Annotated in this window: 27 protein-coding genes; 15 read left to right on the plus strand and 12 right to left on the minus strand. The window is 53.7% G+C overall.

What is annotated here, in order from left to right; all coding sequences use genetic code 11:
- Position 1: 1 nt before the first annotated feature.
- The gene (locus tag ACR0CW_RS20725) at positions 2-1,105 is read left to right on the plus strand and encodes a dimethylsulfoniopropionate demethylase (protein WP_480789224.1); all 1,104 of its coding nucleotides are present in this window, start codon (positions 2-4) and stop codon (positions 1,103-1,105) included.
- A gap of 429 nt (positions 1,106-1,534) precedes the next feature.
- Here ACR0CW_RS20725 and ACR0CW_RS20730 read toward each other — a convergent pair whose 3' ends face one another.
- Positions 1,535-2,197, minus strand: coding sequence for a hypothetical protein (locus ACR0CW_RS20730; RefSeq protein ID WP_480789225.1), 663 nt, complete (start codon positions 2,195-2,197; stop codon positions 1,535-1,537).
- Between the two features lie 611 nt (positions 2,198-2,808).
- Between ACR0CW_RS20730 and ACR0CW_RS20735 the strand changes: the two genes are divergently transcribed.
- The 5 genes from ACR0CW_RS20735 (at position 2,809) to trhA (ending at position 6,768) form a co-directional block, all read left to right on the plus strand.
- Entirely contained in the window at positions 2,809-3,036 is a 228-nt protein-coding gene (locus ACR0CW_RS20735) for a hypothetical protein (RefSeq protein ID WP_254436921.1), read from the plus strand.
- 632 nt (positions 3,037-3,668) lie between these two features.
- Entirely contained in the window at positions 3,669-4,580 is a 912-nt protein-coding gene (locus tag ACR0CW_RS20740) for a hypothetical protein (RefSeq protein ID WP_480789226.1), read from the plus strand.
- Positions 4,581-5,003: 423 nt separating this feature from the next.
- A complete protein-coding gene (locus ACR0CW_RS20745; protein ID WP_155147823.1) occupies positions 5,004-5,261 on the plus strand; it encodes a YjhX family toxin in 258 nt (85 codons plus the stop codon).
- Positions 5,262-5,269: 8 nt separating this feature from the next.
- Positions 5,270-5,791, plus strand: coding sequence for a GNAT family N-acetyltransferase (locus ACR0CW_RS20750; protein ID WP_480789227.1), 522 nt, complete (start codon positions 5,270-5,272; stop codon positions 5,789-5,791).
- A gap of 329 nt (positions 5,792-6,120) precedes the next feature.
- A complete protein-coding gene (trhA, locus tag ACR0CW_RS20755; protein ID WP_480789228.1) occupies positions 6,121-6,768 on the plus strand; it encodes a PAQR family membrane homeostasis protein TrhA in 648 nt (215 codons plus the stop codon).
- Between the two features lie 427 nt (positions 6,769-7,195).
- On the opposite strand, the gene ACR0CW_RS20760 is transcribed toward trhA, so the two are convergent.
- Positions 7,196-8,080, minus strand: a complete 885-nt coding sequence (locus ACR0CW_RS20760; RefSeq protein ID WP_480789229.1) for a sterol desaturase family protein — start codon at positions 8,078-8,080, stop codon at positions 7,196-7,198.
- 64 nt (positions 8,081-8,144) lie between these two features.
- Positions 8,145-9,194, minus strand: coding sequence for an alpha/beta hydrolase family protein (locus tag ACR0CW_RS20765; protein WP_480789230.1), 1,050 nt, complete (start codon positions 9,192-9,194; stop codon positions 8,145-8,147).
- Between the two features lie 229 nt (positions 9,195-9,423).
- On the opposite strand from ACR0CW_RS20765, the gene ACR0CW_RS20770 reads away from it, so the two are divergent.
- The 3 genes from ACR0CW_RS20770 to ACR0CW_RS20780 all read left to right on the plus strand — a co-directional run bounded on the left by ACR0CW_RS20770 (position 9,424) and on the right by ACR0CW_RS20780 (position 12,076).
- Positions 9,424-10,122, plus strand: a complete 699-nt coding sequence (locus tag ACR0CW_RS20770; RefSeq protein ID WP_480789231.1) for a response regulator — start codon at positions 9,424-9,426, stop codon at positions 10,120-10,122.
- Positions 10,119-11,339, plus strand: coding sequence for a sensor histidine kinase (locus ACR0CW_RS20775; protein ID WP_480789232.1), 1,221 nt, complete (start codon positions 10,119-10,121; stop codon positions 11,337-11,339). The genes ACR0CW_RS20770 and ACR0CW_RS20775 overlap by 4 nt, the downstream gene beginning before the upstream one ends.
- 122 nt (positions 11,340-11,461) lie before the next feature.
- Entirely contained in the window at positions 11,462-12,076 is a 615-nt protein-coding gene (locus tag ACR0CW_RS20780) for a DUF2147 domain-containing protein (protein ID WP_480789233.1), read from the plus strand.
- 503 nt (positions 12,077-12,579) lie between these two features.
- On the opposite strand, the gene ACR0CW_RS20785 is transcribed toward ACR0CW_RS20780, so the two are convergent.
- The 5 genes from ACR0CW_RS20785 to ACR0CW_RS20805 are packed head-to-tail and all read right to left on the minus strand — an operon-like array spanning position 12,580 to position 17,050.
- Entirely contained in the window at positions 12,580-13,410 is an 831-nt protein-coding gene (locus tag ACR0CW_RS20785; RefSeq protein WP_480789234.1) for an alpha/beta fold hydrolase, read from the minus strand.
- A gap of 22 nt (positions 13,411-13,432) precedes the next feature.
- Entirely contained in the window at positions 13,433-14,593 is a 1,161-nt protein-coding gene (locus ACR0CW_RS20790; protein ID WP_480789235.1) for a CaiB/BaiF CoA transferase family protein, read from the minus strand.
- Positions 14,590-15,237: an enoyl-CoA hydratase/isomerase family protein gene (locus ACR0CW_RS20795; protein WP_480789236.1), complete on the minus strand. Its 648-nt coding sequence runs from the start codon at positions 15,235-15,237 to the stop codon at positions 14,590-14,592. Before ACR0CW_RS20795 ends, ACR0CW_RS20790 begins: the two co-directional genes overlap by 4 nt.
- The gene (locus ACR0CW_RS20800; protein WP_480789237.1) at positions 15,234-15,962 is read right to left on the minus strand and encodes a class II aldolase/adducin family protein; all 729 of its coding nucleotides are present in this window, start codon (positions 15,960-15,962) and stop codon (positions 15,234-15,236) included. The genes ACR0CW_RS20795 and ACR0CW_RS20800 overlap by 4 nt, the downstream gene beginning before the upstream one ends.
- Entirely contained in the window at positions 15,959-17,050 is a 1,092-nt protein-coding gene (locus ACR0CW_RS20805; protein ID WP_480789238.1) for an aromatic ring-hydroxylating oxygenase subunit alpha, read from the minus strand. The genes ACR0CW_RS20800 and ACR0CW_RS20805 overlap by 4 nt, the downstream gene beginning before the upstream one ends.
- Before the next feature lie 138 nt (positions 17,051-17,188).
- On the opposite strand from ACR0CW_RS20805, the gene ACR0CW_RS20810 reads away from it, so the two are divergent.
- Entirely contained in the window at positions 17,189-18,088 is a 900-nt protein-coding gene (locus ACR0CW_RS20810) for a LysR substrate-binding domain-containing protein (protein WP_480789239.1), read from the plus strand.
- A gap of 295 nt (positions 18,089-18,383) precedes the next feature.
- Here ACR0CW_RS20810 and ACR0CW_RS20815 read toward each other — a convergent pair whose 3' ends face one another.
- From ACR0CW_RS20815 to ACR0CW_RS20830, 4 genes are all read right to left on the minus strand, one after another.
- Positions 18,384-19,319 (minus strand): hypothetical protein, encoded by a 936-nt coding sequence (locus ACR0CW_RS20815; protein ID WP_480789240.1) that lies wholly within the window; start codon positions 19,317-19,319, stop codon positions 18,384-18,386.
- A 221-nt stretch (positions 19,320-19,540) separates the two neighbouring features.
- Positions 19,541-19,699: a hypothetical protein gene (locus tag ACR0CW_RS20820; protein ID WP_480789241.1), complete on the minus strand. Its 159-nt coding sequence runs from the start codon at positions 19,697-19,699 to the stop codon at positions 19,541-19,543.
- Positions 19,700-19,819: 120 nt separating this feature from the next.
- Positions 19,820-20,014, minus strand: a complete 195-nt coding sequence (locus ACR0CW_RS20825) for a pyrroline-5-carboxylate reductase family protein (RefSeq protein WP_480789242.1) — start codon at positions 20,012-20,014, stop codon at positions 19,820-19,822.
- 124 nt (positions 20,015-20,138) lie between these two features.
- Positions 20,139-21,173 (minus strand): zinc-dependent alcohol dehydrogenase family protein, encoded by a 1,035-nt coding sequence (locus ACR0CW_RS20830; protein ID WP_480789243.1) that lies wholly within the window; start codon positions 21,171-21,173, stop codon positions 20,139-20,141.
- 140 nt (positions 21,174-21,313) lie between these two features.
- Here ACR0CW_RS20830 and ACR0CW_RS20835 point away from each other — a divergent pair, with 140 nt between their 5' ends.
- The 5 genes from ACR0CW_RS20835 to ACR0CW_RS20855 all read left to right on the plus strand — a co-directional run bounded on the left by ACR0CW_RS20835 (position 21,314) and on the right by ACR0CW_RS20855 (position 25,655).
- Positions 21,314-21,790, plus strand: coding sequence for an Lrp/AsnC family transcriptional regulator (locus ACR0CW_RS20835; protein WP_480789244.1), 477 nt, complete (start codon positions 21,314-21,316; stop codon positions 21,788-21,790).
- 188 nt (positions 21,791-21,978) lie between these two features.
- The gene (locus ACR0CW_RS20840; protein WP_480789245.1) at positions 21,979-22,338 is read left to right on the plus strand and encodes a potassium channel family protein; all 360 of its coding nucleotides are present in this window, start codon (positions 21,979-21,981) and stop codon (positions 22,336-22,338) included.
- Between the two features lie 179 nt (positions 22,339-22,517).
- Positions 22,518-23,597 (plus strand): AI-2E family transporter, encoded by a 1,080-nt coding sequence (locus ACR0CW_RS20845; RefSeq protein WP_480789246.1) that lies wholly within the window; start codon positions 22,518-22,520, stop codon positions 23,595-23,597.
- A complete protein-coding gene (locus ACR0CW_RS20850; RefSeq protein WP_170336192.1) occupies positions 23,594-24,658 on the plus strand; it encodes an HlyD family secretion protein in 1,065 nt (354 codons plus the stop codon). The genes ACR0CW_RS20845 and ACR0CW_RS20850 overlap by 4 nt, the downstream gene beginning before the upstream one ends.
- On the plus strand, positions 24,648-25,655 hold the full coding sequence (locus tag ACR0CW_RS20855) for a DUF2955 domain-containing protein (RefSeq protein ID WP_480789247.1): 1,008 nt from the start codon (positions 24,648-24,650) through the stop codon (positions 25,653-25,655). Before ACR0CW_RS20850 ends, ACR0CW_RS20855 begins: the two co-directional genes overlap by 11 nt.
- Positions 25,656-26,044: the final 389 nt, after the last annotated feature.

Consider the following 26,044-nt stretch of genomic DNA (forward strand, 5'->3'; position numbering starts at 1 on the left):
AATGCGCCTGCTGTCCCAATCCCGTCGCCTGCGCCAGACACCTTTTTCCGAAGGCGTCGAAGACAAGGGCGTTACCGCCTACACCGTTTACAACCGGATGCTGCTGCCGACGGTTTTCGAAAGCGTCGAGGCCGACTACCGGCATCTCAAAACTCATGTTCAGGTCTGGGATGTATCCTGCGAACGGCAAATCGAACTAAACGGCCCGGATGCTGGTCGCCTGATGCGACGTTTGACACCTCGCAATCTTGAGAACATGCAGGAAGACCAGTGCTACTACGTACCAATTGTTGATGAAAACGGTGGCATGCTGAACGACCCGGTGGCGATCAAACACAGCGAGGATCGCTGGTGGGTCTCGATTGCAGACAGCGATCTGCTGTTGTGGGTCAAAGGGTTGGCCGTTGGTGCGGGCATGGATGTACGCGTGTTTGAGCCTGACGTTTCACCCTTGGCAGTGCAAGGACCGAAATCTGATGACCTGATGGCCCGGGTATTTGGCGAAGAGGTGCGCGACATCCGCTTTTTCAGGTATAAACGATTAGCGTTTCAGGACACGTCATTTGTGGTGGCGCGGTCTGGCTACTCGAAGCAGTGCGGCTATGAGATCTATGTCGAAAATGGTGCCTACGGTATGCCACTATGGAACGCCCTTTTCGAAGCCGGAGATGATCTGAATGTTCGTCCGGGGTGTCCAAATTTGATCGAACGGATCGAAGGCGGATTGTTGAGCTATGGCAACGATATGACCATGGAAAACTCGCCGCTGGAGTGCGGATTGGGCAAATTCTGCAAACCGAACGAGAACAGTGACCACATTGGCAAGCAAGCACTTGCCAGCGAAGTTGAAACTGGCTCGACCCGACAGATTCGCGCGATTTCCATACCAGGTGATCCCGTGCCCCCAGCTCGCTCGGCTTGGCCTCTGTTCGACGGTGGAAAGCGAGTTGGTCAGGTTACTTCAGCTGCTTGGTCACCAGACTTCGATACAAACGTTGCAATTGGAATGGTGGATGCCGGTTACTGGGACTCCGGTACGGAGCTTGAAGTACAAACTCCAATGGGTTTCCGACGAGCAGACGTACGAGGTTCGTTCTGGATATAGTCTAGGTTGGTTGCGTGAGAGTGCGGAACCCTAAGCCAAGCGAAAGCTGTGAGCTATACTTAAGCTGCAACACCTGTAGATAGTCAGGGTAGGGGCCTCATCGCTTTCCTCTAGCATTTTTTCCGGAAACACCTCTGTGGGCGTCTTGCATCTCAGGCACTTTCTTTGTGTCGCATTGAGGCGGTCACAGATCATCTTCAATTCAAGATCTGAGACCGTCCGGATGTCGCGCTTAATCAAACCAATCAGATATGCCAGCTGTTGAAAACTGATCAGCTCGAAGCGCGGTAAAGAGCCGACTACATATCCAGAATGGCTTTTAGGTGGCTGGGTCAATCACTTTACCCGACCACCTTTGATTAAAAACTTAGTTCCGTTTCATTGTAATCTTCACGCGCACTAAAGCTGTGACCAAGAACGAAACGCTTATTAGCTCTGATTTGTCTCAAATTGAGCAGTATGCGCTGCTCTTGTATCTCCGATTGGGCGGCCGATTGGCGGTTTGTTGGGGTTATCTTTCCATGCATTGAACTTAAGGGCTCCGGTTATGGCTTTCCCAAACGCATCAATGTACTGACTAGCGGACATGTCTTGAATTCTCTGCTCTGCGTCCTGTGTGATGGCTCCATCAGTAGCACCGACACGCGCGTTCGTCTCAGTTGAGACGTTTTCAATATCCGTGCTGGCTGACAGGAAATGTGCTTCACCATCAAGGTAGAAATCACTGTCCGCTTTCTGTGACCCGCCCGTGTCAAGAGGACCGGTGCCCACATTCTGCGATGCGTCTAGCGGGGAGAGGTTTGTGATACGATTGACCACTTTGCCAGTGACAGTCGGAAACTCCTGGGCGTTTCCCATATCTTGCGTCGCTTCCAATGGTGAGAGGTTAGCAATTTTCCCGGTGACGGTTGTCGAAGTATTCGCTGCTTCATATGCCATGTTCCGGGGCGCCTCAGATCGGCCTATTTGGGTGCTTTGATTAGCAGTGCCACCCGAGTGTTGACCCGGTCCTGCCATGGCCGATCCTGCCGTCAGTGCAATCACCAGTGCGGGTACGACAATGAGGTTTTTGATTGTGCTGAAGCGTTCCATTTTTATCTCCCTATCTTGCGGTTACATCTCCAACTTAGGAACGAGACAGCTTTGGTTATTGTGAGAAGAGCTCAGTTTTTTGGGGCTTTTCATCAACCAGCCACGCTGTGACTTGGCCGGTGATTTTGTCGTATTTAGTTCTTCAGGGGCATTCGGCTCGTTAACCTAGCGCCGCTCCGCCTCAAATTTCACAAGGTCGATCTGAAAATCCGCTTTCTGCGCATGGTTGTCGTTAGTTTCACTCAATCTCGCAATTGCGGCGAACTGCAGCTTTGTGGCCGTTTTGATGGGCCAACCAGCTCTAGAGGCTGCATTTTCTGGTATTGACCAGTATGAAGCACCGCATCAATCGTTGCTTGGGGTAAATGGCAGTTTTGAGCCGCAATTGATGGCGATCCTGATGACCCCACGAACAGGAGTTGCTCTGCCTACAAGGCCAGCTATAAGCCCCGAGCTGACGTTGGTTTCAAATTAGGATACCGCCAGTCTACTGGAAAGATGGCACGACAGTTTTACAATGAAGCACGGATGGGGTCGTCATTGGAGACAACTGGAAAAAAGAGGCTGGCTGAGGCAATCTGAAGATCCACGCCTAAGCACGAGGTCTTAGAATGCCCCTTTATAATGACATGTTCGAACTGTCGGTCGAGGACATTGATCTTATCGAAACCTCTCTGCGACGCGCAATGGCTTCACTATCTCATGAAACAACCGGTGAGCTTGAGGGTGAAAGATTGGAACGGGAAGAGTCATTACGCCGTATTCAATCGCTCTTAGGCAGGCTTCATGATCAGAAGATTTTCTACCGACCCAAAAGCGGTGTTTACGTGGGAGGATAAATTGCACCCCCCACCGCTGCGCCTGATGTTAGGTTGATGCGGTAAGAAGCCTCCATCACACTAGCGCCTCGGATATCGAACTGTTGCCAGTTCTTTAGATCAGTGGGCGTTTCAACGCGTGCCGACATTACTTGCAATGCTTGGATCGTCGAAACAAAAAAAAGAGCATAAATTCTAAGGTGTTGAATTCAATGCAGGTGAGTCTCAACAATTCGGGCTCATTATTTACTTACTCCGACAATGGTTGCCGGATCACCTTAATGATCAGACTGCGGTTACGACAAAACTGGGTAGGATTACCAACACATCCGAAGGGTGATTGCGTTGCAAGCCAACATTACTTAGGCATGAAAACAAGTGCATTTCGGTGATACATAATGTTCGTAAGATATTCGGTTTCGATCTCAGTCCTGATTTGTGTTGTTGGGCTTATTCTTGCGTTGGTTCTGTTCTACGATCCAATTCGCGCGAATTGGATGGGCACTAAAAATTCGAGGACTGCAACTACCGCAATAACCGTTATCGAGGTCGGACCCCAACCAGTCGCTGGGAAAATTTACCCACACCTGTACGCATATGTACGTTTTCAGACGGGTAACAAAGGAACTCAGGAGTTTTCATACCAGTTACGAATGCTTGAAGATTTCAAGTTTGCAACTGAAAACCCTCAGAGTCTCTGGTTCGAAACTATGCGCCCTGACTGGCCCCAGCACCCCGATGTTTCGCCCATCATTGGAAATTCGTGCTTAGAACCGCACCGTGGCGAGGCACTGACGAACGACAAAGACCTCGCGCTTGCTTATTCAAATTATGTGGTCTGCCGTGTTGTCGCCGAGAAACCTGATGAGTTTGATGGCATCTATGACCAAGATGCATCTCCCAAAGCGGTCATTGGGCTGCTCTGGGACGCACCCAATCATCAACCAGTTTCTTTGTCGCGAGAACGCTGTACTGCCGAAGCACGCATTTGGGCAACCACGATTGCGCATCCCGATGACAAGTTCATTCTATGTGTCATGGTTGTGAATGCCGCAGAAGGTGTCGTTGAAAGCTATGCCTACGAACTATCATCCGATTACGTTTTTGCCTTGCCACAAAATGAGTCTCAGATGACATCGCGGTGGCGGCGCAATCCGACCAAGCGGCGAGATTCGGCCAACCTGCAAACGTATCTCCAGATTCAGGATTGGATCAAAAACGATAGTGGCCGAGAACAATCGCTGAGGGAATCTGGGCCAGGTATCTTGTCTGCAGCTTCAGAAACCCGACCGTCGCGAGATTTCAGCTTTGTCGGAGGCGCCATCTCAGATCAGATGATTACGCTGACGATTGAAGTTCGAAGACCGAACGAGTTTCGGACTTGGACTGGCAACATGGCGGCTCGCAAAGCGGCAAGCTGGCTGAGAAAACCATTGTGTAATTCGGAACATGGCGCGGCTCTATTAGCATTTCAGCAAAATGTAACGAGCTTCCGCGTGACTTTTGTAAAACCGGACCAATCCCCGCTAAGAGAAACATGGCTACCGCCAATGCTCTGTATCTGAGGCTCGATGTTGTTAGCCGACATTGGGGAGTTTTATGTCGACGACAACTTTGTCCGCCCAGCCCCAGTTCGTGCACGACGTAGCGAAATACGGGTGCGTCCTGGGCTGGTCACTTGTATCTGATGCGGCGAGTTGGCGGAACGAGCCTGTTATTGCCGAATACTGCAGTTCGGTCGAATGGCGGTTTATTCACATGCTTGGAATTTTTTTTAACACACTCGTATTGACGATACTTGGAACGAAGACTAGGTGCGTCGCACACTTGAGGCAGATCGCCTCTCGTTATGGAGATTTTATGAAAGAGTCCCGGGCCTAACGCCCGTTCCTGGCGAAGCAAATGCAGGAACACCAACATTTATAGGCTCACTCACGCGCTATGCTGAGTGACCTGTTTCTGTACCTTCATAAAATCGAGACATCCCAATGAACATCTCAAAACACGAGCAACGTGTTTTGCATGAACTCGCCTTAGGTGGCGAGATTAAATACACGCGCGCCGACAACGGAAAAGTAAAATCCGTTCAGTGTTATACCCGCGACGGCTTTGTCTTCTCGGCCTGCACAATGGACGTATTCAAACGTCTCAAGGACAAGCGCTTCATCAAATCAAAAAATGGCGGTCCCTACCGGATTACCCATTTGGGCAACCAATCCGTTCGCGCACAAATGAACCAAAGATAGGAATGAAAATGCACCACGCAGAAATTGAAGCCATCGTGGAAGTCCACCGACAGGCGTTTGGCGAGGCTGAAGGAGCAGAAATAGCTCAGCTCGCGAGAGATTTTCTCGACCGACCAAAGACAATCTCGATCAGTGCTGAGCGCGATGGAAAGATCGCGGGCAACGTGTTATTCACACCGTTTGTTTTCAAAGACCACCCTGACACAAGTTGCTACTTGCTGGCACCTTGCGGGGTCTCGCCGAAGTATCAAGGCCATGGTGTTGGCAAGGAGATCATGGAAGCCAGCATAAATCACCTCAAATCCATAGGGACAGACGCTGTATTCGTGTTGGGAGTGCCGTCATTCTACCCCCGTTTTGGGTTTACCCCGACCGACAAGCAGACGCCGTATCCAGATCTCCTGACAACGCCGGAGGCATGGATGACACTGGAGCTAACTGCAGGTTCGGTCGAAAGGCTGAGCGGTAAAACGACAGCGATCACACCGTTCATGCACTCACATTGGTGGGACACGTCGCAGCACGGGTGAAACCATAGTTTAACCTCAACTCAAGCAATAACCAGACATTCAATTTCGCAAGTTGAATGTCTGGTTCACCCGCGCAGCCCACATTTGCTTGCTATCGAGAATTCGCATGTCCAGAACGAGCCCCAGAGCCAACATTGACCGATGTTTTGAACCTGACTCTTGCGGCATATCGCAAACAAACAAAACCAGACGTTGGACATATTTAAGAACAAAGGCGAATTCGCAGACAGAGTGGTCATCTGTCATAGCATCGAGATCTGACGTGCCGGAAGCATGGACACTCCACGTCTCTCGATGTAGCGCCAGACAAACCTTTGCCCGGAACCAAAATGACGGAAACGACATATCCAAGCCCTGTCAAAGCACACCGCCATGCCGACATTGTCGTGCATGCGATCGGGTTGGTGGCAATCCTGACGGCAGGCGGATTACTTGTTTATAAGTCCATCCTCGGCCTCGAACCCAAACTGGTTCTTGCGGTCGTGGTTTATGTGCTTTGTGCTCTGTCTTCCAATCTGGCATCCGTCGCCTATCACTTTTCTAAATTGCACCACAGGCGCAGACTATTGCGACGCATTGATCACGCCGCGATCTACTCCAGCATTTCGGGAACCTTCACACCTTTTTTCGTCTTGGCAGATACGACGTGGACGATGGCCTTGCTGTGGATTTGTTGGGGGCTGACAGCCGTGGCCGTCTGGAACAAGATCACAAACGAAACGGTCAAGTCTCGATGGTCAACTGCATCCTATCTTGGACTGGGTGCGATTGGGCTGAGCGCCCTACCTGACCTCACGAATGTACCTATCACGACACTGTGGTGCATCCTGGCTGGGTCCGTCGCCTACGTTATTGGAACGGTGTTTTACGCCCAAAAAACTTTGCCTTACCGGTATGCTGTTTGGCACACATGGGTAAACATTGGCGGAGCCCTGATGTTTGCGGGCATATGGATAGCCTTATCCACTCAATGGTAAATTTTGTAGAGGCAGGGAGTAACTGTTTCGCAACCGGTATGCTGGATACTACAGGGGAAAATAGGTCTGCTTAGGACTCATAGGACCTATTATGTCTCACAGCAGAGAACAGCTTCATTAAGCCTATAGCCGCCATCGCCATTCCGTCGAGACGCCGCAACACGGCGACCCGTATCGGCGAATTGGATGGCCAGCGGTCGTTTCATCGCGATCGCTCGGGCCTGAACCAGACAGTAAAATGGCTGCTGGAAACGGTCCTTCCGCTGGCAGTTTGGTAAACTCTCCATCAAGGGTGGCGCTGCCACCCCCGGCAAATTCAACCTGTTCGACTAGGTAGTGCTGCGCTCTTGGGTCTTGAGGACGCGGCATGCGAAGAAAACTGCGCGGCCAGCCTGAAAACCGATGCCAGAAAGGACAATGGCGCGTTTCATCTTTGTGCTCGTTTCTTTCCGTCTTGCCGGGCCTCTGCGCGCCATCCGGGTGGACGAAAAAGATATCTTACGCCATCGGTCCAACTCTCGGCATAACGCATATCCCGCCAGATGTTTGTGTATTCCCTGAAGTTGATCACAAGAGGATTGTGGGAATTGACTGGAGTTGTGATGCCATAAGCGACAGGTTCGACCTCGGGCTGATAGGTGCCAAACATACGATCCCAGATGATGAGAATGCCGCCGTAGTTCTTGTCGATGTATCTTGCGTTCGATCCATGATGAACGCGGTGAACCGAAGGTGTATTCAAAATCCCCTCAAGCCATCCCAGCTTGCCGACCTTTTCGGTGTGGATCCAGCTCTGGTAGGCGACAACGACGACCAGGCCAACAACTGTTTCGGCGACGCTGAAGCCGAGCAGGATCATAGGGATGAAGAAAACCCATTCTATGAGTGCATCCATCCATGAGATACGCAGAGCAGTTGAGAAGTTGAACTCGGGTGATGAATGATGAACGCTGTGGTTTGCCCAGAACAAGCGCACTTCATGTTCGCAGCGATGCATCCAGTAGTAAGTAAAATCCGCCACAAGCACCGCGACCGGAATTGTCCACCAGCCCTGAGGTACATCGAACACCGCCAGAGGAGTCGCAATCAGCAAGCCGACAACAAAAACCAGACCATAGGCCGTTCTTTCGAGAAGCGCGCTTACGATGGCAATAGCCCCGTTTGCCAGAGTTTCGCCATAGGATTTACGGCGTCCTCGCGCGACATCCCAAACGGTCTCGGACACGACGGCGAAGAGAAACGCCAGCCCGAGTATCCCAGTGGCCTGAAAGACTGCTTCGTAGACGGCAAATTCTGATTCCAGTTGATCCATAATGTACTCCCAGCACTCAGTTGATTTCCAGCCGTAAGGGGCTGGTCAGATTGGTGGCCGTTACTCAAAACTGGTGCTGAGCCGATAAGACCCACCGGGCAACGAGACCGGGCGCGTCATCGGCAAAGGCATCCGCGCCGAACAGGTCGATCGCAATCAATCGTTTTGTCAAAGCTGGCCCCGTGGTTGCCAGCCGTTCAGATTCCGCTGGAAGCAGTGAGTGATCCGCTCCGGGCAATACAACAATGCGATCAGCTCCAGGTGTTCGCGTAAGAATATCGCGATAGACCGAGGCGCTTTCCGCATAGTCCACATTCAGGTCCTTATCCCCGAACAGCGCAAGAACGGGCACATCTACCTTACGCAAATCAGCCCGCGCATCGCTCTGGAAGTTCGTTTTTACGAAGTGCCATCTATCCTCTGACATAGTATCGCGGCAGCAATCTGGGGCATCCTTCATGAAATGGCTATAGGTCCGATAATCCGCGTCTTCGTACATCATCGCCACGATCATATGGTCGAAAACGAGGGCTTTCTGGATTTCCGCATTGGTGGCGCCTTCCAGTCGAAGTCTGTTACGGGTCGTGTATTTTGATTGATCAATCCAGTTGATCGCACCGGAAACGGAAATCATAAAAGTGAAACCAGAATGCTGGGCGATAGCTTTCGGCATGACCCAACCCGCCTGACTGAACCCCATGAGCCCGATCCCTTCCGGCTGAACCCGTGCATCACTGCGTAATTTGGCAGCAGCCGTCGCGACCTCATCGGCGCGGTCCTGCATGGACTGATTCAACCAGTTGCCCGTGGAGTCGCCAACACCGGGCTTGTCCCAGGAGTAAACTGCAAAGCCGGCATCGTTGAGGGCTTGGATGAAAGGTTTATAGTAACCGTAGGCGTCCCAGCGAAGGGCTCCGTCGCCATGCACTAATATGACTGCCGGATGGGGCCCGGGTGTCTCAGGCAGAAGGAGCCTTCCGGCAAGCGTATCATCTGAATGCCTGAAATTCAGCCGCTCTGTGCCTGCCGCGTCAGACCACGCACCCTGCAGCAAAAGCAAGCAGCCCAAAAACGCGATAAACACACCACAGGCAACGTGACTCGAAAAAGACATGTCCGGTCTCCTAATTTGGTCTCTCGGTGCGGGTTGCTGCGCTGCCTTCACCGACTTCGCCAATCAAGTTGTCAGCCAAGGAGATGGCCACTGATCATCCAACGGCGGCGGAGAAACGGTCCAGATTTGGTGGAGCGCTGCGCCCTGTCTTCACCAAATCTCCACAATGCGTGGTTAAGGACTGCACGCGCGCGGGGTAGGGTGGCGGCAACCAGAAGGGAAATTGACCATGAGCAATGATCTGATCCTCATCGCCGAGGACGAGCGCGAGATTGCAGAGATAATCAAAGCCTATCTGGAGCGCGTCGGATTCCGCACCGTAACTGCGGCAGATGGCGATCTCGCATTGTCTCATTTTCGCCAGCTCAAGCCCGCGTTGGTCCTGCTGGATGTCAAGATGCCAAAAAGGGACGGTATCGAGGTACTGCGCGTGATCCGGCAGAGCTCGGACACGCCGGTTATCATGGTCACCGCAATGGCCGAAGACATTGAGAAGATATCGGCGCTCCGGCTGGGCGCGGATGACTATGTGGTCAAGCCCTTCAATGCTCTGGAGGTGGTGGAGCGGGTCAAGGCCGTGCTGCGCCGTTCGGGCCCGGGCGCCTGGCCAGAGGAACGACCGGTGACAGTCGGCGCACTAGTCATCGACAAGAGCGCTTACTCTGTCTTCGCAATTGACGATGACACACGCGCACCTGTCCCGCTCACACAGACGGAATATGCGATTATTGCTCATATGTGTCGCACGCCTCAGCGTGCATTTTCCCGCGCAGAGCTGATCGATGCCTGTGTGCCCGAAGGCGATGTGTTGGAACGCACGATTGACAGCCACATCTCAAATGCGCGCCGCAAACTCGAAGAGGCGGGCGTTTTGGGTTTTCTGGATACGGTCCGTGGCGTTGGCTACCGGCTGGAACCGTTGACATGAGCAGCCGTCAGTGGAAGCTCCGCACCCGACTGTCGCTCTCGATGATTTTTATCGCTCTAACGGCGCTCGGAGTTTTCATCGTTGGCATGGTCACCTTCTATTTAGTCGCGCAAGACATTTGGCTTACCAGTCTCAGTGTTACAAACCAGGCCACACTGCAGGCCCTGATCAGGGACGAATCCATCTCGCCTGACGCCCTGACATCTCTCGTTAGTGCGTTTTCGATCTATTGGGGCGAAGGCGGGTATGCGCAGGCGGAGTTGGCCGCTCTGATTGCGCTGGTTACAATTGCTGCGCTCGTGCCTGTCGTGACTGGAATGTTGGTTGCGCGCAGGTTGAGCGCACCAATTGAAAGCGTAACGCGCGCCGCGCATGAGATCGCGCAAGGCAATCTGAGGCTGGATATTCCGGCAATCGAAGGCGGGGTTTCCGAAACGCAGGAGTTGCTGGCCGCTTTTCGAGTTATGACACAAGGCCTGGAAAAGGCCGAGCGTGAAGCCACGGAGTCTTCTGCTGCAATTGCACATGAGTTGCGAACGCCTCTTACCATTTTACGTGGCCGTCTTCAGGGCCTGGGTGATGGGGCTTTCTCGCTGTCGAAGGAAATGACTGACGGGCTGATCGCGCAGGTAGACTCTCTCTCTCGGATTGTTGACGAACTCGGCCTGCTCTCGCGACTGAGTGCAGGTCGTTTCGTTCCGCAAAGTATTGAGGTGGATCTTGTTGAAGAGGTCGAGCGGGTGATAACAACGATGCGCCCCGATCTGGACCGGCTTGGTATGCGGATGGAGTTTTCGCTGAAACCGGTGGATCTGATTGCTGATCCGGTCCTTATTCGTCAAGCGCTGGCAGCTCTGATCGAAAATGCGAGCCGATATGCAGCTTGTGGTGAATATCTAAAGATAGGGACGTATACTGACCGCCAATTCGCCTATCTCTCGGTCGCTGACCGTGGCCCCGGGATCGCCCCCTCTGATCGCGACAAGGTCTTCGAGCGCTGGTGGCGCGGCGAGACCTCTCGCAACCGCACTGAAGGAGGAACAGGATTAGGATTGTCGGTGGTTCGGGCGATTTCCAGGGCGCATGGAGGTGACACTGGAGCACAGTCAAACGGTGAACGAGGAGTGGTGTTTACAATGAAACTTCCGCTGCAGTCTTCAGCGGAAGGCTGTGAGAAGACGATTGCAAAACCGCATCGCTTTCATGGGTTTAGATGAAACGATCGATTTGCCAAATCGCATAAGCACACATCTCCACACAACCTCCACCAGGTCTGGGCAACCTCCTAACGCTCCGCCGCTATTTTGCAGGAAACTCGGCGCGTTGGAGGAAGTGAGCCATGAAGATCGGCGCAAGATTGTGCAGACCAAGGCAGAACAATCCCGTTCGAGACTTGGCACTTGTCGCGTCAATTGTCCTTGGTGCCTGCGCCCAAGCGGACCAAGACAAGGGAACGGTGTCAAGAAACCCAAGCCCATTAGAAGGTTACTGGAGCTTGGGGGAGACACCTAAAACTGTTTTTCTGGAACCCTGCGAGGCCGGGTCAGAAAAGCTCTGCGGCAAACTTGTTGTCTTCGAAGGCGAACCAAACGCGCGCGACGTGCTGAACCCAGACCTCCTCAGCTGGGGGCAAAAGATCTGCAACAGCGTTATTGTCTTCGATTTGACCCCCACAGAGGAACCACAATTATACACTGGGCGCCTGTATGATCCTGACGTGGGAGAAGTTCTGAATCTCATCGTACTGATGAAATCCGCCGACTTTGTTGAAGCGCGAGCCTTTTACGGCGCCAGCGTAGATGAGGCCGTTAATCTGGGCGTATCCGCAGTCACTGGTGAGTTGCCTATCTTTGAAACTATCTCCTTTGCCACCCGCGCAAGCATCGGCAAGAAGCATCTGGGAAAAAACTCCACCTGGACACGCACGGAGTCGCCTCAACAGCAGTGCAGTTGAACAAAGGAACACGATTCTGAATGCCGCGCCATTCTTCCAGTAAGAAAACACAGCAGTTTATAATACTTACGGCTCACTCTTTTGGACGCAATTGGGTATACCCAACATGTCTTCATCGACCGTCTTGGAGTTGCGTGACAACCATCATGTGCAGATAGCCTGGATTAAGGTACTCCACTTGAAATTGACGCTTGAAAAGGGTCTGTCGGAGCGATCATATACCAAGAACAAAAGTGAATTCAGAGACTTCGCTATAGCATTTGCCAATGCTCTGATGAAATCAATCAGACTAGGCCGCGCACCAATAGACCACTTTTCTAGTGTCGCGTTCCCGGTAAAGTGGTTTTGAAAACGACGGGCAGTTTGCAGACCTTCTCCGCAACTTCGATATCTCCTGACGTCATACAAGGAAGCTGACGTTCGGGCATTCATGTTAGCTTGTACTATCGTACCCCGCTGCCAAGTACAGGTTGGCTAGGAGAGAGACGGCCACATGTAACCCGTCATTCCGGCTCTCTGGCAAATTCGGCGAACAGGCGGTTGAATTCCGCGGCCCGCTCGATGTTGACCAAATGGCCAGTCCCGGGAAACTGGTGCCATACGGCGTTAGGCAAAGTGTCTTGCAGGAAGGCATTTGTCTCGCCTACCAGATAGTAATCCTCGTCCCCGGTCACCAGAAGCACCGGCTTTTCGAAGGCTTTCAACCGCGCCTCATCCTCAAACAAGGACCGCCGGTTCCAATGCACGGTAGATAGCACATGAACGGCGCCTTCGGGAGATTGGTTGCGCAGGTTCGTCGCATAGATGGCCCAATTCTCGGAATCATTTCTCTGAAAGCTCTGATAGGCAGGATCATCTCCGAGTACCGAAACTGCGCCATCACCGCCGTGCGCCTCGCGCAGATTAGCTTCGTAGCTGACCCATTCCTGCCTGTAGCGTATCCGCTCCTGTTTATCGCGGGGGCCGGAACTGTTGCCGACAAGGGTAACGCTGGCGACGCGGTCAGGATGGTTCAACGCAAAGTCGAGGCTGGTAAAGCTGCCCATGGACGTCCCGACGATGTTGGCCTTTTCCAGTCCGAGGTGATCCATCAGGGCCAGCAGATCGCCTGTAGACTGGGATTGCCCGTATTGGCTGCGCTTCTCCGGAACGGCCGAGGGCAGAAAACCGCGCGCGCTAAAGGTGATGCAGCGGAAGGATCGTCTCAGTTCCTCCACCTGCAGATGCCAGCTGCGGTAGTCGCCGCCGAATTCGTGGACAAAGACAATAGGGGCGCTGGCCCCGGCCTCTTCGTAGTAGATTGAAATGCCGTCGAAGGATTGAAATTCGGGCATGTACTGTGTCCTGAGTTGGCCGTTAGGAATTTTCTGCGGTCAGTGTGTCGATGGCAGCCGGGGCAAAGCCCAGTTCTGCCAAAATCTCGCGGGTGTGCTCTCCCAGCTGCGGCGCCGGACTTTCCTGCAAATCCTTTTCTGCAATTGGGTTGCGCGCGAATTGCATGTGGCGCCCATTCGCATTCACAGTGGAAAAGGCAACATATTCCTTGGCAATTGGACTGTCGGCGATAGTCTGGATATTTTCAACCACCGAACAGGGGATCGAGTTGCCAATCAGGACCTTTGTCCAATAGGCCGAAGGATGCTGTTTTAGGTGCGCGCCCAGAACGCCGTCCAAAGCATCGCGGTTGGCAAGCCGCGCTTCGTCTCCTTGAAACCGCGGGTCGTCCAGCAATTCGGTATAGCTGATTGCCTCGCAGAAGCGCGGCCAATCCTTTTCGCTGCCCAATCCGATGACAATGTCGCGGTCAGCGGTCGGGTAAGGTTCAAACGGTGTCATCGACGGGTGGCGCGAACCGATTGGCCCCGCAACGATGCCCGCATTGAGATACCGGGCAAAGGCATTTTCCAGGCACACCCACTGGCAAGCCAGCATGGAGACATCCAAATGGCTGGTTTCCTCCGCCCCCTTAGCATCGCGCTCATAGAGGCGCTGCATAATGCCGATGGTGGTGAAGAGCGCGGCGGCGATGTCGCCAACAGAGAAGCCGACACGGGTAGGGTCGCCGTCCAGTTCGCCGTTGATACTCATCATGCCGCTCATCGCCTGCACCACGATGTCGTATGCCGGGCGGTGCGACAGGCTGCCGGTCTGACCGAAGCCACTGATCGAGGCGGATATCAGCCGCGGATTGATCCGCTGGAGATCAGCGTCACTGCAGCCCAACCGGTCGCGCACTCCGGGGCGCATGTTTTCGACAAAGACGTCCGAATTGGCCAGTAGCTTGTGCAGGGCTTCCTTGCCTTCAGCGGTCTTCAGGTCCAGTTTCATCGACCGTTTGTTACGGTTCAGCGAGGCAAAATAAAGGCTGATGCCGTCCTCAAACGGTGGCGTACCGCGCGCCAGATCACCGTTCGGGTTCTCTACCTTGATCACATCAGCGCCGAGGCTGGCGAGCAGCCAGGTGCAGAACGGACCGGACAACACCGAGGTCATATCGACAACGCGGATGCCTTTCATGATGCAGTTCCTCTCAGCATGGACTTGAGTGTTTTAAGGTGTGCGCCCTCGGCGGCCAGCGCTGTGGCGCAGAGGCTGCGGCACGTGTCTCCCAGAGCCTCACGCGGCGCCAACCGATCCACCAGCCCCCAGGCGGCGGCGACTTCAGCGCTCACAACGTCACCGCCAAGCAGAATTGCGGCGCTGCGGCCCGGGCCGGTCAGCGCCTGCAATTTGTCAACGTCATACTGACCGGGCAGCACGTTGTTTTTGAGTACGGGATAGGAAAACCGCGCTTCGGGCACGCAGACGCGAATGTCGCAGCCAAGCGCCAGAGTCAGCCCACCGCCGATGCAGGGCCCGTTTATAGCCGCCACGGTCAGCACCGGGACAGCGCGCAGCGCTGCGGCCATTTCGTCCCAGAGATCGGGGCCGTCAAGTTCGTCGTAAAGCGTGTTCAGATCCGCGCCGGCACAAAACACCCTTTCGCCGGCTCCAGTTATGATGATGGCCCGCAGTTCATCATCACTGGCAGCGCCGCGAAAGATATCCCGCAGCCCGGTCAGCATGTCTGTAGTCAGCGAATTAGCCTTACCTGGCCGATTGATGGTCACCATCAGGCACGCGTCCTCGCGGCGGGTAAGGATCAGGCTGTCTTCGTTCATGAACAGTACTCCGGAACCGTGCGCTCCAGCATCCGGATGAGCGAGGGCCATTGTACCCCGCCGTGGGGTCCGTTTTCCGGCGCGCCCCAATCATGCAGGGCGGCCATGGCGTCTTTGGTGATGGCGGTAGGCTTGTCCGTAGCCCCCAGAATATCCACCTGAATCTTGCAAGCCATCTCAAGGTAGTAATGATAGGTAAAGGCCTCAGCTGCGGTGCGTCCTACCGCTAGCAGCCCGTGATTCTGCAGCAGCATGGCGAAATTGCTACCCAAGTCGCGGGCCAACAGCGCGCCTTCGTCTTCGACCGCGGTGGAGTCTTGGTAGGGATGACTGGACAAGGTGCCGAGCACAAATCCGGCGTGCTGAGACAGCGGCAGCAGCCCCTCGGGCATCGCCGAGACCGCGACACCTGCGCGGGTGTGGCTGTGGATCACATAGTTCACTTCAGGGCGAGCATTCAGAATGCCGGAATGGATGATATGCCCGGCCAGATTGATAACCCTGCTGCTGCCGGGCTGATCATCCACCGCCTCGCCATCAAACGACATGCGGGTCAGGTTCGAGGCGGTGATCTCGTCGAACATCAGGTCATGCGAGTTCAGAAGGTAATGCTCCGGATCCTGCGGCAGGCGCGCTGAGATATGGGTGGAGGTCAGGTCGGTCCAGCCATAGTGATGCGCCAGCCGGTAAAGAGCGGCCAATTCCTGGCGGATTGCAGTGCTCATTCGCTCTCTCCCAAAGCATCCCGGTAAAGGTTGTGAAAATGGCGCAAACCGACCTCGCTCATCGCGCCGCAACCATCGCCGATGATATATGGCCCCGGCTCAAAAGCACGGCTTTGCATACCTTTCTGAATCTTCGAGACAACAACCTCATCTTCGGCTCCGGTGGTTGCCTTGTGCTTGTGCATCAGCGCGATCACGTCCTCGTCTGTAATATCGCCGCTAGAGAACCAGCGGTAGCGATAGACCGTCTTGTTCCAGGCGATGGGCAGGAACTGGCGGATGGTGAAATAGCCGCCCGGATAGCAGCACATCGAGACATTGGGGAAAATCCAATAGGCCCCGTAGTCACCTGCGCGCGGGCTGGTCGTGAGGTCGTAGTCGTATTGCTTTTCGTTTCTGGTTTGCGCCTTGCCGTCATGCCAGATCGTCTTGCCCTTGGGGATGGTGGTATAGCCTTCCATCTCAAGCACGCCGTGGGTCAGAGAGGAGGCATGCACTGTTGGGCAATGGTAGCACTCGTTGTAGTTCTCGACCGAGAGCTTCCAGTTGCTGTCATGCGCGATCTCGGTTTCGCAGACGAACTTCAGCTTGGTTGGGTCGGGGTGAAAGCTGAGCATATTCTGGCGATACTCTTCCAGATCTTTCCCCATTGGCGCAGCATCTTCGTCAAGGTTGACAAAGACAAAGCCAAAAAACTCCTCGACCCTGATCTTGCGTAGGTTGATCTGGTCACAGCTCAGCCCGTCACTCTCAACCGATCCCGGCGCGCGGCGCAGCCTGCCGTTAATCTCATAGGTCCAGGCGTGATAGGGGCAGACCAGCACCCGCTTGCCTTTGCCGCTGCCTTCGACAATCGGATGCCCGCGGTGGCGGCAGATGTTGTAGTAGGCCTTGATCCCGCCGTCCGGCGCACGAATGACAAAGACATCCTCATCAACGATGGTAAAGGTCTTGAAATCACCCCGTTCCGCGATCTCAGAAACATGGCAGACACACTGCCAGCTACGGAAGAATATCCGTTCCTTGTCCCTCTCAAAACACTCCGGCTCGACGTAATACCGCGCTGCCAATGGCGTATCCCGTGACATCTGCCCTCCGCTTCTGGCGGATATTTCCCGCCTCTGCCGCGTTGCTTGTTCCCTGTCGAGCCGCAGCCTGCCTTGTTGCAGTCGATGTGAATAGATAGAAAGATTTTAAACCTAGGGTAATTCAAAGTTGGCCTATCCATGCTGAACCCCTCAGATCAGGCTCCACTCGGGGCGGTGCGTGTCTTTGCCGTTGCGGCACGCTACGGGAACTTCAAGCGCGCCGCAGCAGAGCTGGGCGTGACACCAACTGCCGTTAGCTCCCAGGTCAAATCGCTAGAAGCATACCTCGGCTGCCAGCTGTTTGACCGCAACGCCCAGTCAGTCATACTGAACGAGTCCGGCCGTCAGTTCGCAGAGGCCTGTGACGCGATCTTTGTACGGCTGGACAAGGCGGTGCAGGAGGTGCGCCAATCCGCCAGCCGTACTTCGATCACAGTGGGGGTCGGCGCGTTGATCGGCTCGCAATGGCTGTCCAAACGGTTGTTCAGTTTCTGGCAACGCTTTCCCGAGACCGGGCTGCACCTGCAGTATTCCCCCGGCGGGGTGGAATTTTCGGACGGACAGACAGACATGATGCTCGCCTGGGGCGACGGCCGCTGGCCCGGGTTGATCTCCGAGCCGTTGCTGCGATTCAATACCTCACCGGTAATCAGCCCATCCCTGTTGGCGGGCAAAACGAGTCTAATCGATCCGGCTGACTTGCTGACTCGGCCATTACTGCATTGGAAAGATCAGTTCGATTGGCTGGAATGGTTCGCCGCTATGGGGGTCGAAACCAATGGACACTTGCCCGGTGTCGTAATCGACGACTCCAGTGTTCTGTTGCGGGCGGTCCTGTCGGGGCAGGGAGTTTCGCTTGGGTTGCTTCCTCTTGTTCAAAACGAGTTGCACTCTGGGCAGTTGTTACGGCCGTTCAGCGATAAATTTACTCCGTCCCGGTCCTACCATCTGGTCTACCCACCCGATGCCATGGATCAACCGCAGCTGAAGGCCTTCCGGAATTGGATTATTGATGAAGCCAATCTGAAACACCCCTAGCCAGCATGATTGGATTGCGCATCTAGCCTGTAAGCCTTTGGCTTCAAAGGACTTGTCCATGCTTGCAACTAGCTCCCGCAGTGAACGACTGGACAGTCCCGGATGCGTGAGTGCGCCTAATCCCGAAACATGTACCTGCAGCGAATGTCACCTCTGGCGGGTCGCATCGCAGCACCCGGTTGCTGTGGCGAGCGACCACAATGGGCAGACCGTCTCCAACAATGTGATTTCCTGCCGAAGCGAAGAGGGGCGGTCAAGAAGCCCTCAGAACACAGAACTTAAGATCCTTAAAAAGTCATGAACAGGCACTTGTGTAGCTTAGCTCTGCCACACCGCTTCCGAAGACACCCTGATGCCGCTCTCTTAGCCGCGTAACATCCTTCTGAACCCAATCAGTCAAAATCCCGGAATACGTTCCTTGTTGGGCGCCAAAGATATGCACATAATCGCCCCACATTTGCGCAGCAAATGGCAGACCTGTGCTGACTTCAATTGCGATGTAGCCGTGTCGCAAACCACCTTGGCTTGGCCACATACCGCTGGCGAGCAAGTACCCATCTTTCAGCTCAAATTCTGATCCAACACTGGTCGATGTCCTCAGACAATTTAATGCTTCCTCCGGCATGATCTGACGGAACCTGTTACGTTCGGCCCCATCTTCCCAAAACTCGCTGGGGCGGTGTCCCAACCACTTTGCGACCTCGATATCTGCACCGGCTATCCCTGCGTCGCGGTCATCCTCATAGACAGTTCGAATGCTGGTTTTTTCACCATCAAACATTACCTCCAGATGGTCGATTGTGGCTGGAAAGTCGCGTTCTAATCTAAATGAAATTCCTTCCTCGGAGACTCTGAACTTGCTTGGGGTGTGCCCATGAGCGCCAAACTCCTCTGAGAAAGTGACGTCGTCTGCTTTGAGTGACAACAAAACGTAGCCGGTACAGCAATGCGCTCCGCCAGACCAATTGCGCACAAGAACAACATCTTTGTCTTCCCCCCACTGAAAAACACGTAAAAACTCGGGTGCTACGCGATTGCTGTGTGTCCAGAGCTTTTTACCGTCGAACAAGGTCGTTGCATTCTCAAGGCAGACGTCTCCAGTGCGGTTGCATCCTACTTCAATACCTTCTTCGAGTGTTCCAAAGCGCGTTTGCAGAGGGAGAGGTAGTGCGTCCTGAGCCGCTGCACTGTTCACAAATAGAAACAATACAAAAAAACAAATTAGACGCATTGAGTTAGCCTCCTGCCTCAAAGGCAAATCTATTATAACTGTACGGACGCAAATTAGATCCCTTAGATCACCAATACATGAAAAGCTCCCGGCGAGAAGGGAGGACAGAGTTTGCGTTGAATCCAATGGGAGGCGAGTCTTAATAATTTAGCCCCATTGTTTTTGCACTCCGACAATGGTTGCCGGAGCACCTTAATGGTGAGGCTGCGGTTACAGCAAAATCAGCAACTTAGAGTTTTGAATTTTTCAAGCGCTTGGCCCTGTTCGTCCTGATAAGTACCAACGATCAGGTTGTGTTTGTCCTTGCCAGGATCAGCAGCGAAATAGTCAGCGCCGATCATGATGGGATCGACGGGATAGTGCTCAACCTTTTCAAACATGGCCTATCCCTTTCCCAGCTCGACGGCGACGCATATCCCGAAGGCCTCAATGACCACTTGAGCAGCCACGCGTTGCGCTGCGGTTGTGCGACCGCTCACATAGAGCCCTGTCGCGCCCAGTCAAAGAAAAGCGGGCGTATTGAGCATAGTGCTTGCGCTGGCCACCGGACCAAGGAGGTCTTCAATCGATTCAATCGTGATCCCGGCGGCAATGCTGAGGATCAGTTTGCCGGACAGGTCTGTGTCTATTTGCCTGGCGACAGCGGCGATGATCTGCGGCTTGACCCCCAGTACGATACTTATTTGCCAACCCATTCCGTTGGTCGGGGTTCGGATCGACAACCGTAATCCGCAAAGGCACTCACCCACTTGCAATCAAGCTTAGGATGATGGCCGACGCCATGTTGCTGCCGCCGATGAATGCTATCTTGTCCATGGCTCAGAAGTTCGTGATGACGGTTGCGCCGACGGACTGGAACTTGTCCATGTTCATGAGCGCCTCGGGAGCCGCGTCGATGCTAATTTTGTCGCCAACCAGCCGAGCCGGGTCGAGTTTGCCGTTCTCGACCATATCGAGCATCGCACCATAGCGATGAGCCTGCATCCCATGGGAACCTAGCAGTTCGATCTCTTGGCTCACGATCTTAGGCATTGGCACAGCAGGGGCTGCATGATCACCTAGCATAAGGCCAACCTGGATATGCTTGCCACGTGGCCGCAGGCAAAGAATCGAGTTAGTCATCGTCGCCGGATGTCCAAGCGCATCCAGCGAAACATGCGCGCCACCTTGGGTGATTTCTTTGATCGCTTCGACCACGTCCCCCTTGCCATCAATAGCCGCAACCGCACCAAGATTTTTGGCGAGGGTCAGTTTTGCAGGGTCCAGATCAACTCCGATCACATTCGCCCCTGCCGCACTGGCGATCATCACAGCAGACAATCCGACTCCGCCGCAGCCATGCACGGCAACCCACTGGCCCGCGCTGACTTTGCCTTGGTCGATCACGGCCCGAAACGATGTGGCGAACCGGCATCCCAAACTTGCTGCGATGGCGAAATCCATCGCCTCTGGCAAGGCGACCACGTTCAGGTCAGCCTGGTGGATCGGCACATATTCCGCAAAGCTGCCCCAATGGGTGAAACCAGGCTGCTCCTGATGCAGACACACTTGCTGATGACCCGCATGGCATTCGCTGCACGATCCGCAACCGCAGATGAACGGCACGGTGACCCGGTCGCCCTCCTTCCAGTTCTTCACGTCCTTTCCTACTGCCTCGACAACACCCGCGAGCTCGTGGCCGGGGATATGTGGAAGCTCGATATCGCTGTCGTGTCCCATCCAACCGTGCCAGTCGCTGCGACACACACCGGTGGCTTCGACCTTAAGCACAACACCATGCGGTTCCGGTGACGGGTCTGCCACGCTCACAACCTTGGGGGCTTCTTGGAACTTCTCGAACAGGACAGCTTTCATGGCGGGGTCTTTCGGTTGTGTCGACTAGCTAAGTGGAAGCTATCAAACACTGATGAAATTGACTTGCTAATCTGCTTCACTTTAAGAGCATTTTGAGCAGAAAGCCCTCGCCACCAGGGAATATTGAGGAAAATCTTCCCTTGCACAGCATCGACACAGTCAACGCACAGATTCTTGAATTACTTCAAAGCGACGGGCGCATGACCAATGCTAAACTGTCCGAGCACCTGAACATGAGCGAAACGCCCTGTTGGCGGCGACTTAAGAAACTGGAAGAGACGGGTATCATTGAAGGCTATCAGACCCCCCTCAATCGCCGCAAGCTGGGGCTCGGCGTCATGGCCTTTGTTCAACTTAGTTGCTCAGAGCATGATCAGACCGCTACAGACGAATTCCAACGTATTATCAAGAACACGCCCAATATTCTCGCCTGCCATAACACCACGGGCGAGGGCGATTTCTTACTTATCGTGGTCGCTCGTGATTTGGACGATTACAGCGCCTTTGTTGACAGCACTTTGCGGCGCCTGCCGGGTGTGACCTGCATTCGCTCAAACCTTTCACTCAAAGAGATGAAGGCATCGAACAAGCTGCCTGTGCGTGTTTCGGAGCGATGATCAACACGTCGCTCAGACAGCAGACATTTGTGCATGCGTATTTAAAGGCAACTCCGTCCCTTGTTCCGGGCTTGCGCTGCAGCTGTAATCCTGTTGCGACGCTAGCGATGCTTGAGTCCATTGCGATACGCAAGCTGGAGAAACCGTCAATTGGATTTGACTAAACTCTGGCCGATTCATTAAAAGATTTGATTGTATTTATTTGTTGGTATGGTGGCCTTATGAACTCACTAACCAGAATAACACGAGGGATAGGCGTCGCCTTAAAGGATGGCAGGGTTAAAGGCCTTCTTGCCTTTACGATTGGTATGATCTTTTGGGCCTCAGTTTTTTATCATTATGTTGAAGGGTGGAGTTGGCTCGATTCCATCTATTTTTCCGTTGTGACCATATCGACTGTAGGGTTTGGAGACTTTTCTCCTGAAACCGCAGCGGGGAAAATCTTCACTATGGTCTATATCATCGTGGGCCTCGGAATCTTCGTAACTGCGGCTACTACTGTGGCAGATACAATATTGTCCCAGAGCGATGATAAGGCTGACGATTGAGTTACTCCCAATCGAAGCAAAGTGAATTTCTATACAGATATTATTCTGAACGAACAGCCTAAGACGCTACCCGATTTCATCGGGGTTCTTAAGATGTTGCAGGAACATCCAAGGAATAAAAATATACATATCACGTTATTTGAGTGTAATATTTAGAAAACTGATAATGGAGGGATGGTATGGAAAAGACCCAGGACGCGAAGATTGTCGATCTCGCGATACGATTGCTGTTTCTTGGACTATTCCTCTACAGCGCCCTGGTTATGGTTGCCCCGCTCGCAAGCGTGGTCATCTGGGCTACGATACTCTGCGTCGCACTTTATCCGGTTTTCGATTGGCTGCAGTCCAAGTTGGGTGGCAGGAAGAAACTGGCCACGACAATCTTGGTTTTGTTGGGCCTCGTTCTGACCCTGGGTCCGGTCGCAACAGCGGTATCCGGAGCTGCAGAACTTGGATCCGAATTTGCGGAACAAGCTGACAAAGGAGAGCTGAATATACCACCGGCGCCTCAAGGCTTAAAGGAATTGCCGTTAGTAGGGGACAAAATAGCTGACGTTTGGGGCTTGTTCGAACGAAATCTGGATGGCGCGCTTGCCAAATATGGCGCACAAATCCTAGAGATCACAAAGTCCCTTTTCGGTAAGGTTTTGGGTATTGGTATTGGGCTTTTGGGACTGGCTTTGTCCGTGTTGATCATGGGAGCACTGTTCAGCCCCGGGCCAAGTCTTGTGCAAGGCCTCCAGCGCTTTGCCAACCGTGTCTTCGCACCACGCGGCGGCGAGTTTGTGACACTGGCCGGGGCGACGATACGCAATGTGACAAAAGGCGTGATCGGCGTTGCTGCCATTCAGGCAGTCGTCGTTTGGTTATTGTTGGTGCTGTTCGGGATTAACTCGGCCGCTACGTTGGCATTTATCTGCCTGATCCTCTCGATTATCCAGATCGGGCCTGGTTTGGTGCTATTGCCGGTAATCATTTACGCTTGGAGCACTATGTCAGGCGGCACAGCGTTGATCTTCACTATACTCGCCGTTCCCGTCACCATAATGGATAGTTTCTTACGGCCTGTTTTCATCTCGAAAGGGCTTGAAACACCTATGTTGGTCATCCTCATTGGTGTTCTTGGCGGCATGATGGCTTACGGTTTAATCGGGATCTTCATGGGGCCGGTTCTGTTCGCCGTCTTCTACGAGCTGTTCAAAGTATGGATCGACGCGCCTGTCGAAACCGAAACCGCCGCTGAAGGAGCGGCGAAATGAGAAAGACGATTTGGACCACTTTGGCCGTCATTCTTGTCTTCCTGATCTGGTACCTTGTCGCTGACCGAAAGACACCGTTTACCGGGAACGCCAGAGTAAAGGCCATAGCGACCCAGATCGTCCCACAGGTCACTGGGACAGTGACAGAGGTTCTTGTCGAAAATGGTCAGGTTGTCTCGGCAGGTGATGTTCTGGTTCGGATCGACTCCAGGCCATACGAAATTCAACGCGACAAGGCGCAAGCTGATCTTGAGGCAGCCACGCAGGAAGTGGGCGCATCCTCGGCTGAGGTGAGTGCTGCACAAGCCAAACTGGCACGCGCCCAGAGTGACCTCGACACCATGCGCATTCAAACTGAGCGAGTATTTGCGCTGGAGAAGAAAGGTTTGATCGCCGTCTCAAAGGCCGATGATGCCCGAGGTCAGCTGGCGGAATCTGAGGCGAACTATGAAAACGCCAGAGCGGATCTGGAAAAAGCAAAGCAGAGGTTGGGTGACGAAGGGATCGAAAACCCAAAGATCCAGCGCGCACTGGCGGCCTTGGCGGATGCAGAATTAAACATTGAATGGACTGAGCTGCGTGCGCCGGCGACAGGTGTCATATCTAATCTGTTGATTGCCCCCGGAACCTATGCCCGATCCGGTCAGGACCTTTTGACATTCCTTGATGCAACAGACGTTTGGATCGAGGCGTATTTCACCGAAAACAACCTTGGCCGGGCCGCGGTAGGTTCTCCTGTTGATGTCGTATTGGATATGCACCCCGGTCAAATTGTTCCGGGTGTCATTGAGAGCTTCAGCGCGGCAGTATCCCTGAGCGGTGGAGATGAGCCAGGCCAGTTAGCGAGCCCGCCAAGCACCAAAGGCTTCTTGCGCGAACCAGAGCGGTTCCCTGTTCGGATCGTACTGCCGGGATATGAGGCCGGTAGTGCCGAAGACGATCTGCGCTTCCAGCTTAATGGGCAGGCTGATGTGATCATGTATCTGAGCGACAATTCTCTGCTGAACGCGGTCGGTCGGACCTATATCCGTTTGGTTTCAATCCTGTCCTATGCCTATTGAGGACCGAAAATCCATTGCTCGGCTCGCGCTGGGTGTAACCGGCGTTTTTGCCTTGGGCCTGTTTCTGGGGTGGCCTTTGGCAGTTGTGGGGGCAGTTTTCACCGCGCTGTTCCTACAAGCGCCTGCCGCGCTGCCGTTAGCGGCATTCGCGAAGCTGTTCGTTTTCTCAATAGGATTGATGTTCATCTCGTTCCTACTATCGTCAGTCTTCGCGCCTTATCCCATCGTATTCCTTATTCTGGTGGCCATCGGGATCATCCTGTCCTTCATGTGGTCAGTTTCAGGTGCCGGTGTTTTGCCCGGTGTCATAGCGCTCATGGGGGCGTTGATGATCCCGAACCTTGTTTTGCAATCGCAGGATCTGGCTCTGGTGCTCGTATTTTGGATACCGATGAACCTGCTATTTGCTGGGTTCGTATCGACGCTGATGTTTGTGCTGATACCAGCTGAACCTTTGACAGCCGCTCAGAAGAAAACTGATACGCCACCAGACTTTGACCCACACCGCCGCATTGTCAGAATGTCGCTTGTAACAGTTCCATTTGCCTTGGCATTTTTTGTGTCCGGCGCATCAGCTTTATTGGTTCTGTTCTTTGTCGCTCTTCTTAGTCAACAATTGGCAGCCATGCCATCTATGGGCAAAGCCGTCGCCAAAGCGATGCTTACGGCAAACCTGCTCGGGGCGGCTATTTCGATCATCTGCTACGAGGTGAACGTGATCGCACCGGTTATTCTGACGCCCATTTTATTGTGCCTGCTCTTTTGTTTTGCACTTGGAGCGCTTGGAAAATCTCAGATCCCGCTCGCCACCGCGGCTGGCTCGGCGCTAACAACGGTTCTGATCGTTTATGGCGGATCGATTGCGCCGTTTTCGGATGAGGCGGACGTCAAGAGCATCACGCGCGTTTTGCAAGTCGCTGGCGCCGCCTTCTTCGTGATTGTTGCGTATATCATAGTGGACGAGTTCTGGCCTGAGAGAAAAAAGCAGGTTTCTTGAGTTGTCTGAAAAAAGATGCCCAGTAGTCCACTACAGTGACAAGTAAGCGGCAAGTTTACCCTTCGATATCAGCGTTACGGTCCGCGCTAGTATCGGGTTTGGGCCGACTGCTGGGGCAGGGTATTCTGCTGATCAACTAAGCCCAAATAAGACCCACTGCGCCGGTTTCCAAATTGCGAAGCGGCTCATAGGCTTACTGTTTGACGTAGGCTTAAACCGACGAAACACTCAAAAAAGCACAAAAATCTTAGGGTGTTGAATTCAATGGGAAGCGAGTCCCAATAATTCAGCCCCATTATTTACGTACTCAGACAAATAGAAAGACAGTCCCTCATTTAACGCGCTGAGAACCGCCTGAAAGAGCCCTTAACAGTCTTTCGCCAGCGGCC

The organism is Ruegeria sp. CH6 (assembly GCF_056537005.1).

What these genes read in the sequence shown, in the direction of transcription:
- ACR0CW_RS20800 (WP_480789237.1), bottom strand. Translation starts at nt 15,962, where the DNA reads ATGAGCACTGCAATCCGCCAGGAATTGGCCGCTCTTTACCGGCTGGCG.
- ACR0CW_RS20745 (WP_155147823.1), top strand. Translation starts at nt 5,004, where the DNA reads ATGAACATCTCAAAACACGAGCAACGTGTTTTGCATGAACTCGCCTTA.
- trhA (WP_480789228.1), top strand. Translation starts at nt 6,121, where the DNA reads ATGACGGAAACGACATATCCAAGCCCTGTCAAAGCACACCGCCATGCC.
- ACR0CW_RS20770 (WP_480789231.1), top strand. Translation starts at nt 9,424, where the DNA reads ATGAGCAATGATCTGATCCTCATCGCCGAGGACGAGCGCGAGATTGCA.
- ACR0CW_RS20750 (WP_480789227.1), top strand. Translation starts at nt 5,270, where the DNA reads ATGCACCACGCAGAAATTGAAGCCATCGTGGAAGTCCACCGACAGGCG.
- ACR0CW_RS20815 (WP_480789240.1), bottom strand. Translation starts at nt 19,319, where the DNA reads ATGCGTCTAATTTGTTTTTTTGTATTGTTTCTATTTGTGAACAGTGCA.
- ACR0CW_RS20825 (WP_480789242.1), bottom strand. Translation starts at nt 20,014, where the DNA reads ATGGGTTGGCAAATAAGTATCGTACTGGGGGTCAAGCCGCAGATCATC.
- ACR0CW_RS20785 (WP_480789234.1), bottom strand. Translation starts at nt 13,410, where the DNA reads ATGCCCGAATTTCAATCCTTCGACGGCATTTCAATCTACTACGAAGAG.
- ACR0CW_RS20775 (WP_480789232.1), top strand. Translation starts at nt 10,119, where the DNA reads ATGAGCAGCCGTCAGTGGAAGCTCCGCACCCGACTGTCGCTCTCGATG.
- ACR0CW_RS20735 (WP_254436921.1), top strand. Translation starts at nt 2,809, where the DNA reads ATGCCCCTTTATAATGACATGTTCGAACTGTCGGTCGAGGACATTGAT.
- ACR0CW_RS20740 (WP_480789226.1), top strand. Translation starts at nt 3,669, where the DNA reads ATGCTTGAAGATTTCAAGTTTGCAACTGAAAACCCTCAGAGTCTCTGG.
- ACR0CW_RS20725 (WP_480789224.1), top strand. Translation starts at nt 2, where the DNA reads ATGCGCCTGCTGTCCCAATCCCGTCGCCTGCGCCAGACACCTTTTTCC.
- ACR0CW_RS20810 (WP_480789239.1), top strand. Translation starts at nt 17,189, where the DNA reads ATGCTGAACCCCTCAGATCAGGCTCCACTCGGGGCGGTGCGTGTCTTT.
- ACR0CW_RS20765 (WP_480789230.1), bottom strand. Translation starts at nt 9,194, where the DNA reads ATGTCTTTTTCGAGTCACGTTGCCTGTGGTGTGTTTATCGCGTTTTTG.
- ACR0CW_RS20795 (WP_480789236.1), bottom strand. Translation starts at nt 15,237, where the DNA reads ATGAACGAAGACAGCCTGATCCTTACCCGCCGCGAGGACGCGTGCCTG.
- ACR0CW_RS20780 (WP_480789233.1), top strand. Translation starts at nt 11,462, where the DNA reads ATGAAGATCGGCGCAAGATTGTGCAGACCAAGGCAGAACAATCCCGTT.
- ACR0CW_RS20850 (WP_170336192.1), top strand. Translation starts at nt 23,594, where the DNA reads ATGAGAAAGACGATTTGGACCACTTTGGCCGTCATTCTTGTCTTCCTG.
- ACR0CW_RS20855 (WP_480789247.1), top strand. Translation starts at nt 24,648, where the DNA reads ATGCCTATTGAGGACCGAAAATCCATTGCTCGGCTCGCGCTGGGTGTA.
- ACR0CW_RS20830 (WP_480789243.1), bottom strand. Translation starts at nt 21,173, where the DNA reads ATGAAAGCTGTCCTGTTCGAGAAGTTCCAAGAAGCCCCCAAGGTTGTG.
- ACR0CW_RS20790 (WP_480789235.1), bottom strand. Translation starts at nt 14,593, where the DNA reads ATGAAAGGCATCCGCGTTGTCGATATGACCTCGGTGTTGTCCGGTCCG.
- ACR0CW_RS20805 (WP_480789238.1), bottom strand. Translation starts at nt 17,050, where the DNA reads ATGTCACGGGATACGCCATTGGCAGCGCGGTATTACGTCGAGCCGGAG.
- ACR0CW_RS20760 (WP_480789229.1), bottom strand. Translation starts at nt 8,080, where the DNA reads ATGGATCAACTGGAATCAGAATTTGCCGTCTACGAAGCAGTCTTTCAG.
- ACR0CW_RS20845 (WP_480789246.1), top strand. Translation starts at nt 22,518, where the DNA reads ATGGAAAAGACCCAGGACGCGAAGATTGTCGATCTCGCGATACGATTG.
- ACR0CW_RS20820 (WP_480789241.1), bottom strand. Translation starts at nt 19,699, where the DNA reads ATGTTTGAAAAGGTTGAGCACTATCCCGTCGATCCCATCATGATCGGC.
- ACR0CW_RS20730 (WP_480789225.1), bottom strand. Translation starts at nt 2,197, where the DNA reads ATGGAACGCTTCAGCACAATCAAAAACCTCATTGTCGTACCCGCACTG.